At 38.3% G+C, this 7,615-nt stretch carries 5 protein-coding genes and 1 pseudogene; 2 read left to right on the forward strand and 4 right to left on the reverse strand.

All coding sequences use genetic code 11. From position 1 onward, the window contains the following. Positions 1-644, forward strand: a pseudogene (locus tag HMPREF1135_RS14580) (transposase); the annotation flags it as partial. A 129-nt stretch (positions 645-773) separates the two neighbouring features. Here HMPREF1135_RS14580 and HMPREF1135_RS13400 read toward each other — a convergent pair. The 4 genes from HMPREF1135_RS13400 to HMPREF1135_RS13415 all read right to left on the reverse strand — a co-directional run bounded on the left by HMPREF1135_RS13400 (position 774) and on the right by HMPREF1135_RS13415 (position 4,452). After that, positions 774-2,048 carry a glutamate-5-semialdehyde dehydrogenase gene (locus HMPREF1135_RS13400; RefSeq protein ID WP_007596110.1) on the reverse strand — a complete coding sequence of 425 codons (1,275 nt, stop codon included), beginning with the start codon at positions 2,046-2,048 and terminating at the stop codon, positions 774-776. Positions 2,049-2,111: 63 nt separating this feature from the next. Then, positions 2,112-2,441: a branched-chain amino acid transporter permease gene (locus HMPREF1135_RS13405; RefSeq protein ID WP_007596111.1), complete on the reverse strand. Its 330-nt coding sequence runs from the start codon at positions 2,439-2,441 to the stop codon at positions 2,112-2,114. After that, positions 2,434-3,132, reverse strand: a complete 699-nt coding sequence (locus HMPREF1135_RS13410; protein ID WP_007596112.1) for an AzlC family ABC transporter permease — start codon at positions 3,130-3,132, stop codon at positions 2,434-2,436. Before HMPREF1135_RS13410 ends, HMPREF1135_RS13405 begins: the two co-directional genes overlap by 8 nt. A 108-nt stretch (positions 3,133-3,240) precedes the next feature. Next, on the reverse strand, positions 3,241-4,452 hold the full coding sequence (locus tag HMPREF1135_RS13415) for an FprA family A-type flavoprotein (protein WP_007596121.1): 1,212 nt from the start codon (positions 4,450-4,452) through the stop codon (positions 3,241-3,243). A gap of 381 nt (positions 4,453-4,833) precedes the next feature. Between HMPREF1135_RS13415 and ppdK the strand changes: the two genes are divergently transcribed. Beyond that, positions 4,834-7,464, forward strand: coding sequence for a pyruvate, phosphate dikinase (ppdK, locus tag HMPREF1135_RS13420; protein ID WP_007596123.1), 2,631 nt, complete (start codon positions 4,834-4,836; stop codon positions 7,462-7,464). Positions 7,465-7,615: the final 151 nt, after the last annotated feature.

Consider the following 7,615-nt stretch of genomic DNA (forward strand, 5'->3'; position numbering starts at 1 on the left):
GATATGGATTGTTTCGTTCCTTTGATGGAGCACTTCAAACAAACTTATGGATTCTATCCCAAATATCCTGTGGCAGATGCCGGATATGGCTCATACAACAATTATATTTTCTGTGAACAGAACGGAATTGAAAAGTATATGAAATTTCCAATGTTTAAAAAGGAAACTAAGGATAGGAAATATCATGAAGATCCATTTCGTGCAGTTAACTTCAGAATTGATGAGAAAGGATTCATGAGATGTCCTAACGATAAAGCATTCCATTTTTTATGCAGAAAAGATGTGAGGGGAAATCAGTACGGACGCAAGGAAGAACTGTATGAATGCGAAGACTGTAGCGGATGTCCATATGCAAAGAAATGTAAGAAGACAGATAAGAATAGAACCGTTCGGATCAATCAGGAGCTAACTTCCATGCATCAGGAAGTAATCGAAAACCTGGAAAGTATCCATGGTGCGTTATTACGAATGAACCGTTCGATACAAGCAGAATGAACTTACGGAATTATGAAAAACGACCGTTGGTACAAGAGAATTGTCCGAAGAGGTATTCATTCAGTCAAACCGGAAGTTTTACTCGTGTCGATAGGCCATAATTTATATAAATATCAGAAAAAAAGATGAGAAACAGAACTGCCGCATAGATTCAAAAAAAGAATTTCTATGGGGTAGGGAAAGTGCGCTTTTTTTGTGTATGATTTCAGTCATCTATACACAATAAGTGCAAAAAGGGAGATGCGAAAAAACTCAATTGAGTTTTTTCACATCCCCTTTTATAATTCTCTGAAATGAAATTCTTTATTTCCGTTTGTATAGTCTGCAACTATATCGCCGTTTCCATAGAGCTTATATTTGTAAGTACAAAGACCTTCAAGACCTACAGGACCTCTGGCATGAAGCTTTCCGGTACTGATACCCACCTCGGCTCCGAAACCATATCTGAATCCGTCGGCAAATCTTGTGGAACAGTTCTTATATACATTTGCGGAATCAACCCTGCTCATAAAATAATCTGCATTGGCATCTATATTTGTAAGTATGGCATCTGTATGATGTGAGCCGTATGTATTTATATGAACAATTGCTTCATCAATGCTCTTTACAGGTTTTACATTGATAGTCTTTTCAAGATATTCCGTATGGAAAGACTCATCATTTGCAAGATTTGCATTATCAAAATATGATAAGACCTCTTTGTCGGCATATACCTTAATGCCTGCCTCCACAAATGCTTTATTAAGTTCCGGTAAAAGCTTTGAAACCGCCCTTTCATGAACCAACAAAGTCTCTGTAGTATTACATGCGGAAGGGTATTGAGTCTTTGCATCTATCAATATCCTCACAGACTTTTCAAGATCAAAGTCCTCATCCACATATGTATGACATACACCGTCGGCATGTCCCATAACAGGAATACTTGTATTGTCCATAATATATTTTACAAAAGAGTTTGAACCTCTCGGTATAAGTAAGTCCACATATTCACTGCAGCCAAGTAACTCACCCACATCACTTCTGGCTTCAAGCTGTATAAGTATATTTTCAGGCAATCCGGCTTCTAAAACGGCTTCTTTTATACTTTCAAAAAGTGCTCTGTTTGTAAGCTTTGCTTCACTGCCGCCTTTAAGTATGGCTGCATTTCCGCTCTTTATGCATAAAGAAGCAATCTGAACAAGGGCATCAGGTCTTGCCTCAAAGATAACTCCTATAACACCTATCGGAGTTGTGGTTCTGGTAAGAGTGAGTCCTGCATCAAGCTCTCTTTTTAATGTAATCTTTCCTATAGGATCTTCCATCTTTATAAGGTCATTGATACCTGCTATAACAGTATCCATCTTATGCTCGTCAAACAAAAGTCTTGAAAGTATGGAAGAGGATATATTTTCAGCCTTTGCATTTTCAATATCCTTTTGATTTTTCAAGAGTATATGTTCTCTGTTTTTATTTAAATTTTTAATAATATTTTGAAGACAGTTATTTCTCATCTCATTGCTGCTTGCCATAAGAATAAAACTGTCCGCTTTCACCTTTTTTGCAATCTCTTTCATAAATCTCCTTAAATGCGTAATCTATAATAAAGATATATTAATTAATAAATAATTGCAAGCAATTTATTTAAAAATAAATTGTATAAGAAACATGTAAAGTATTGTTCCTGCAGAGATGGAAAGAATCATCTGCTTTTTCCAAAAATGTAATATTACAATAACCGCAATGCTTATGGCTTCAGGCAAAGCATGGAACTCATTAAATATTGATACATCTTTAAGAGAATATACAACTAAAAGTCCAAGTACGGCTGCCGGCAAAACCTTGCCCAGATACTTTATATATGAAGGAGTTTCTTTGTTTGCCGGAAAAACTATAAAGGGCAAAAATCTGGTTATCATTGTGGCAAATGCCACGATTAATATTATTATAAGCTGTTGTATTTTACTCATGTTTTTCCAATCTCCCTCTAAGTAATGTAAGTACACTAAGTATTATAATCATTGAAGGAATGATAAAGTTTGTACCTTTAAAAATTATCAGACATATAAACGAAATAAAAAGTCCGATAACAGAGGCGCTGTGATCCTTTTCTTTAAGCCAATTTTCAAGGAATATAACCACAAAGAGTGCAGTCATAACAAATTCTATTCCTTTGGTATCAAAGGGGATAAAGCTTCCGAATATTCCGCCTATAGTAGCACCTGCTACCCAATATATCTGGTTTAACATTGTTACAAAGAACATAAACAAGCCCTTATCAATGTCTTTCGGAACATCTACCGTGGCATTAATTGAGAAGGACTCATCACACATGCCGTAAATTAAATAAAGTTTCTTCCATCCCGGAATATTATATTTTTCAAGCATTGAAAGCCCGTAGAATAAATGCCTTGCATTTATCATAAGCGTAAGGAAGAAGATATTTACAGGATCAAAGCTCCCAAGCAACCACGAAACGGTAGCAAATTCCACAGAGCCTGCAAATATGATAAAACTCATAAACATAGGATAGTAAAATTTAAAACCGGATTGATTCATATATATGCCATAGGCAATACCTAAGAATAAAAATCCGGCCAAAATAGGGATTGTATTTGGAAATGCCGCAAAGAAAGCGGCCTTTATCTTTTTAGAAACCATAAAAACTCCTTGTAAATTAAATCAAGATACAAGTTTACTACCCGAATATAAAAAAATCAATAAAAAATGTATACCCGCATAAATACAGGTATACATATAAAAGATGTCTTATTTCTTCAAACATTCAACAATCTTGTCAGCCATTGCTACCGTATCAGCGTACTGATCCTCTGTAAGGAGAGATTTGATGCTGATTGTTTCCTCGGCAATATTTACCTTCTTTAACTGACCTATAATCTCACGCATGCTCTTGCCTGCAGTAAGAGCCCATGAACCGTTCTCAACCACGAAAACATCTCTGTTCTGGAAGTTATGTGCAACAAGATCCATAAGGAAGTTTTCCATAGGAGTGAAAAGTCCGCCATTGTAAGAAGATGATGCAAATACAAGTACCTTTGCTCTAAAAGCTTCTGAAATGAGGTAAGATACATCAATTGATGAAATATCAAGAACCTTTGTATTTCGGATACCTCTTTGTGCTACCAGAGTGGCAAGTAATGTTGAAAATTCTTCTGTATGTCCGTAAACGGAACCTGAGAAGATAACCACCTCATCATCCTCAGGAGAGTATGAACCCCAGGTCTGATACTTTTTGAAACATGCAAGTATATCTTCTTTTCTTCTATAAATAGGACCGTGAAGTGAACAGATAAGCTCTATATCCAAATCGGCAAGTTTCTTTAATATATTTAATACCTGTAATCCGAACTTTCCTACAATATTTGCATAATATCTTCTTGATTCCGGATACCACTCGCAATCATAATTCAACTCATCTGCGAATATATTTCCTGAGAGTGCGCCGAAGCAACCGAAAGCATCTGAAGAGAAAAGCGCTTTTGATTTCTCGTCATATACCATCATTACCTCAGGCCAGTGAACCATAGGAGCAAAATAAAATTTAAATGTATGCTTGCCTGTGCTTAATGTATCGCCTTCTTTTACTTCCAAGAATCTGTGATCCAAAGAGAAGTCAAAGAATTGACCGATCATTGTCTTGATCTTTGCATTACCTACTATCATCATTTCAGGGTGAATATTTAAAAGATCGCCCAAAGTAGCAGCATGATCAGGCTCCATATGTGTTATTACTACGTAGTCAAGGGGTCTGTCACCAAGTGTTGCTTTTAAGTTCTCAAAGAATACTCCTTCTACAGATCTGTCAACAGAGTCAAAGAGTATAGTTTTTTCATCCAATATAACATATGAGTTGTAAGACATTCCGTTCGGAATAGGATAGGCATTCTCAAAAAGTCTCTGCCTTCTGTCACTTCCACCCACATAATATAAATTGTCCTTAATACATTGTTCCTGATGCATAATTCCTCCATATACATTTGCATATATAAAGCAGCCGAAGCTACTATATTATTAAATAACTTATTCTTACTGTTTTACATCTAATAGTATAATGCAAAAGTTTATATTTGCAAGATTTTTATATAATACAATTTTATAAAGTTTTATTTTGCTGTGGGTTTTGTGGATTTAATGACTGTAAAATCAAATTTTAACGAAAATGGGCGAAATATTGTATACAAGATTTTGTTAAAAATCACCATTATCATCTTTTTAGTAAGAAAATATCAAAAAATCAATGTAAAAGGTAAATAATTTTCTTTTTTATGCTTTGCTATATTATATGAATATGGTATAATGGTGGACGAAAAATACAGGAAAATACATATGGAGGTTTTACGTATGGCAAATAAGTGGGTATACCTTTTTACAGAAGGTAACGCAACAATGAGAAATCTTTTGGGTGGTAAGGGTGCAAACCTTGCAGAGATGACAAATCTCGGTTTACCTGTACCTCAGGGATTCACAATCACAACAGAGGCATGTACTCAGTACTACGAGGACGGCGAGAAGATAAATGATGAGATCATGGGTCAAATCATGGAGAATATTACTAAGATGGAAGAGATCACAGGAAAGAAATTCGGTGATAAGGAAAATCCACTCTTAGTTTCAGTTCGTTCAGGTGCAAGAGCATCTATGCCGGGTATGATGGATACAATTCTTAACCTCGGTCTTAACGAAGAGGTTGTAGAGGTTCTGGCTGCAAAGTCAGGTAACCCAAGATGGGCTTATGACTGCTACAGAAGATTTATCCAGATGTTCTCAGACGTAGTTATGGAAGTCGGTAAGAAGTATTTTGAGGTTCTTATCGACCAGATGAAAGAGAAAAAGGGAGTTACACAGGACGTTGACCTTACAGCTGAAGATTTGAAGGAACTTGCAAATCAGTTCAAGGCTGAGTATAAGTCAAAGATCGGTTCAGATTTCCCTTCAGATCCTAAGGAACAGCTTATGGCTGCCGTTAAGGCCGTATTCCGTTCATGGGATAACCCACGTGCAAATGTATATCGTCGTGACAATGATATTCCATATTCATGGGGTACAGCAGTTAACGTACAGATGATGGCATTCGGTAACATGGGTGATACATCAGGTACAGGTGTTGCATTTACAAGAGATCCTGCTACAGGTGAGAAGAAGCTCATGGGTGAGTTCCTTATGAACGCTCAGGGTGAGGACGTTGTTGCAGGTGTTCGTACACCACAGCACATCGATCAGTTGAAGGAAGTAATGCCTGATGTTTATAACGAGTTCGTTGAGATCTGCCATAAGCTTGAGGATCATTACAGAGATATGCAGGATATGGAGTTTACTATCGAGGATAGAAAGCTTTACATGTTGCAGACAAGAAACGGTAAGAGAACAGCATTTGCCGCACTTAAGATTGCATGTGACCTTGTAGACGAGGGTATGATTGACGAGGCTAAGGCTGTATCAATGATCGAGCCTAGAAACCTTGACACACTTCTTCACCCTACATTTGATACAGAGGCTGTTAAGAAGGCTACACCTATCGGTAAGGGTCTTGCAGCTTCACCGGGTGCTGCAAGCGGACAGATCGTATTTACAGCAGAGGATGCTAAGACATGGGCTGATGCAGGTAAGAAGGTTGTTCTTGTAAGACTTGAGACATCACCTGAGGATATCGAGGGTATGAAGGCTTCACAGGGTATCCTTACAGTTCGTGGCGGTATGACATCACACGCAGCCGTTGTTGCTCGTGGTATGGGTACTTGCTGTGTATCAGGTCTTTCAGAGATCATTATGGATGAGGAGAACAAGAAGTTCGAACTCGGCGGAAAGACATTCCACGAGGGAGATGTTATCTCATTCGACGGTACAACAGGAAATGTTTATGACGGTGCTATCCCAACTCAGGAAGCTCAGATCGCAGGTGAGTTCGGAAGAATCATGGGATGGGCTGATAAGTATAGAAGACTTAAAGTTCGTACAAACGCAGATACACCTGAGGATGCAAGAAAGGCTAGAGAGCTTGGTGCAGAGGGTATCGGACTTTGCCGTACAGAGCATATGTTCTTTGAGGGCGACAGAATTGACGCATTCAGAGAGATGATCTGTTCAGATACAGTAGAAGAGAGAGAGAAAGCTCTTGATAAGATTTTACCTGTACAGCAGGGAGATTTTGAGAAGCTTTACGAGGCACTTGAGGGTAACCCTGTTACAATCAGATTCCTTGATCCGCCACTTCATGAGTTCGTTCCTACAGAGGAATCTGAGATTGAGAAGCTTGCAAAGACTCAGGGCAAGAGCGTAGCACAGATTAAGGCTATCATCGCTTCACTTCACGAGTTCAACCCTATGATGGGACACAGAGGACTTCGTCTTGCAGTAACATATCCTGAGATTGCAGTAATGCAGACAAAGGCTGTTATCAGAGCGGCTATCAATGTAGCTAAGGCTCATCCTGATTGGAACCTTAAGCCTGAGATTATGATTCCGCTTTCATCTGACGCTAAGGAGCTTAAGTACGTTAAGGATATCGTTGTTAAGACAGCAGATGAGGAGATTGCTGCAGCAGGCTCAAACATCAAGTATGAAGTAGGTACAATGATTGAGATTCCTAGAGCATGTCTTACAGCTGATGAGATCGCTAAGCAGGCTGAATTCTTCTGCTTCGGTACAAACGACCTTACACAGATGACATTCGGTTTCTCAAGAGATGATGCAGGTAAGTTCCTCAATGCTTACTATGACAGAAAGATCTTCGAGAACGATCCGTTTGCTAAGCTTGACCAGGTTGGTGTAGGTAAGCTTATGAAGATGGCTATCGAGCTTGGAAAGCAGACAAGACCTGAGATCCACGTAGGTATCTGTGGAGAGCACGGTGGAGATCCTTCATCAGTTGAGTTCTGCCACAAGATCGGTCTTGACTATGTGTCATGTTCACCGTTCAGAGTGCCGATTGCAAGACTTGCAGCAGCACAGGCAGCGATTGCTGAGAGAAAGTAATATAATATATAGATACATTTTGGGGGCTGTGAAATAAGTACCTAAAAGAAATAGGACCATTCGATCATGCGAAAGGTCCTATTTTTGTGGTAAAATTAACTTGCAATGAAAAATTTACACACTAATTATTGTAATTCAAAACAAGGATATT

Source organism: Lachnoanaerobaculum sp. OBRC5-5 (assembly GCF_000296385.1).
In the GTDB taxonomy this organism is placed as follows: domain Bacteria; phylum Bacillota; class Clostridia; order Lachnospirales; family Lachnospiraceae; genus Lachnoanaerobaculum.

Bases quoted from the DNA above. Each gene is read 5' to 3' on its own strand.
- HMPREF1135_RS13415 (WP_007596121.1), bottom strand. From the start codon at position 4,452: ATGCATCAGGAACAATGTATTAAGGACAATTTATATTATGTGGGTGGA.
- HMPREF1135_RS13410 (WP_007596112.1), bottom strand. From the start codon at position 3,132: ATGGTTTCTAAAAAGATAAAGGCCGCTTTCTTTGCGGCATTTCCAAAT.
- HMPREF1135_RS13405 (WP_007596111.1), bottom strand. From the start codon at position 2,441: ATGAGTAAAATACAACAGCTTATAATAATATTAATCGTGGCATTTGCC.
- HMPREF1135_RS13400 (WP_007596110.1), bottom strand. From the start codon at position 2,048: ATGAAAGAGATTGCAAAAAAGGTGAAAGCGGACAGTTTTATTCTTATG.
- ppdK (WP_007596123.1), top strand. From the start codon at position 4,834: ATGGCAAATAAGTGGGTATACCTTTTTACAGAAGGTAACGCAACAATG.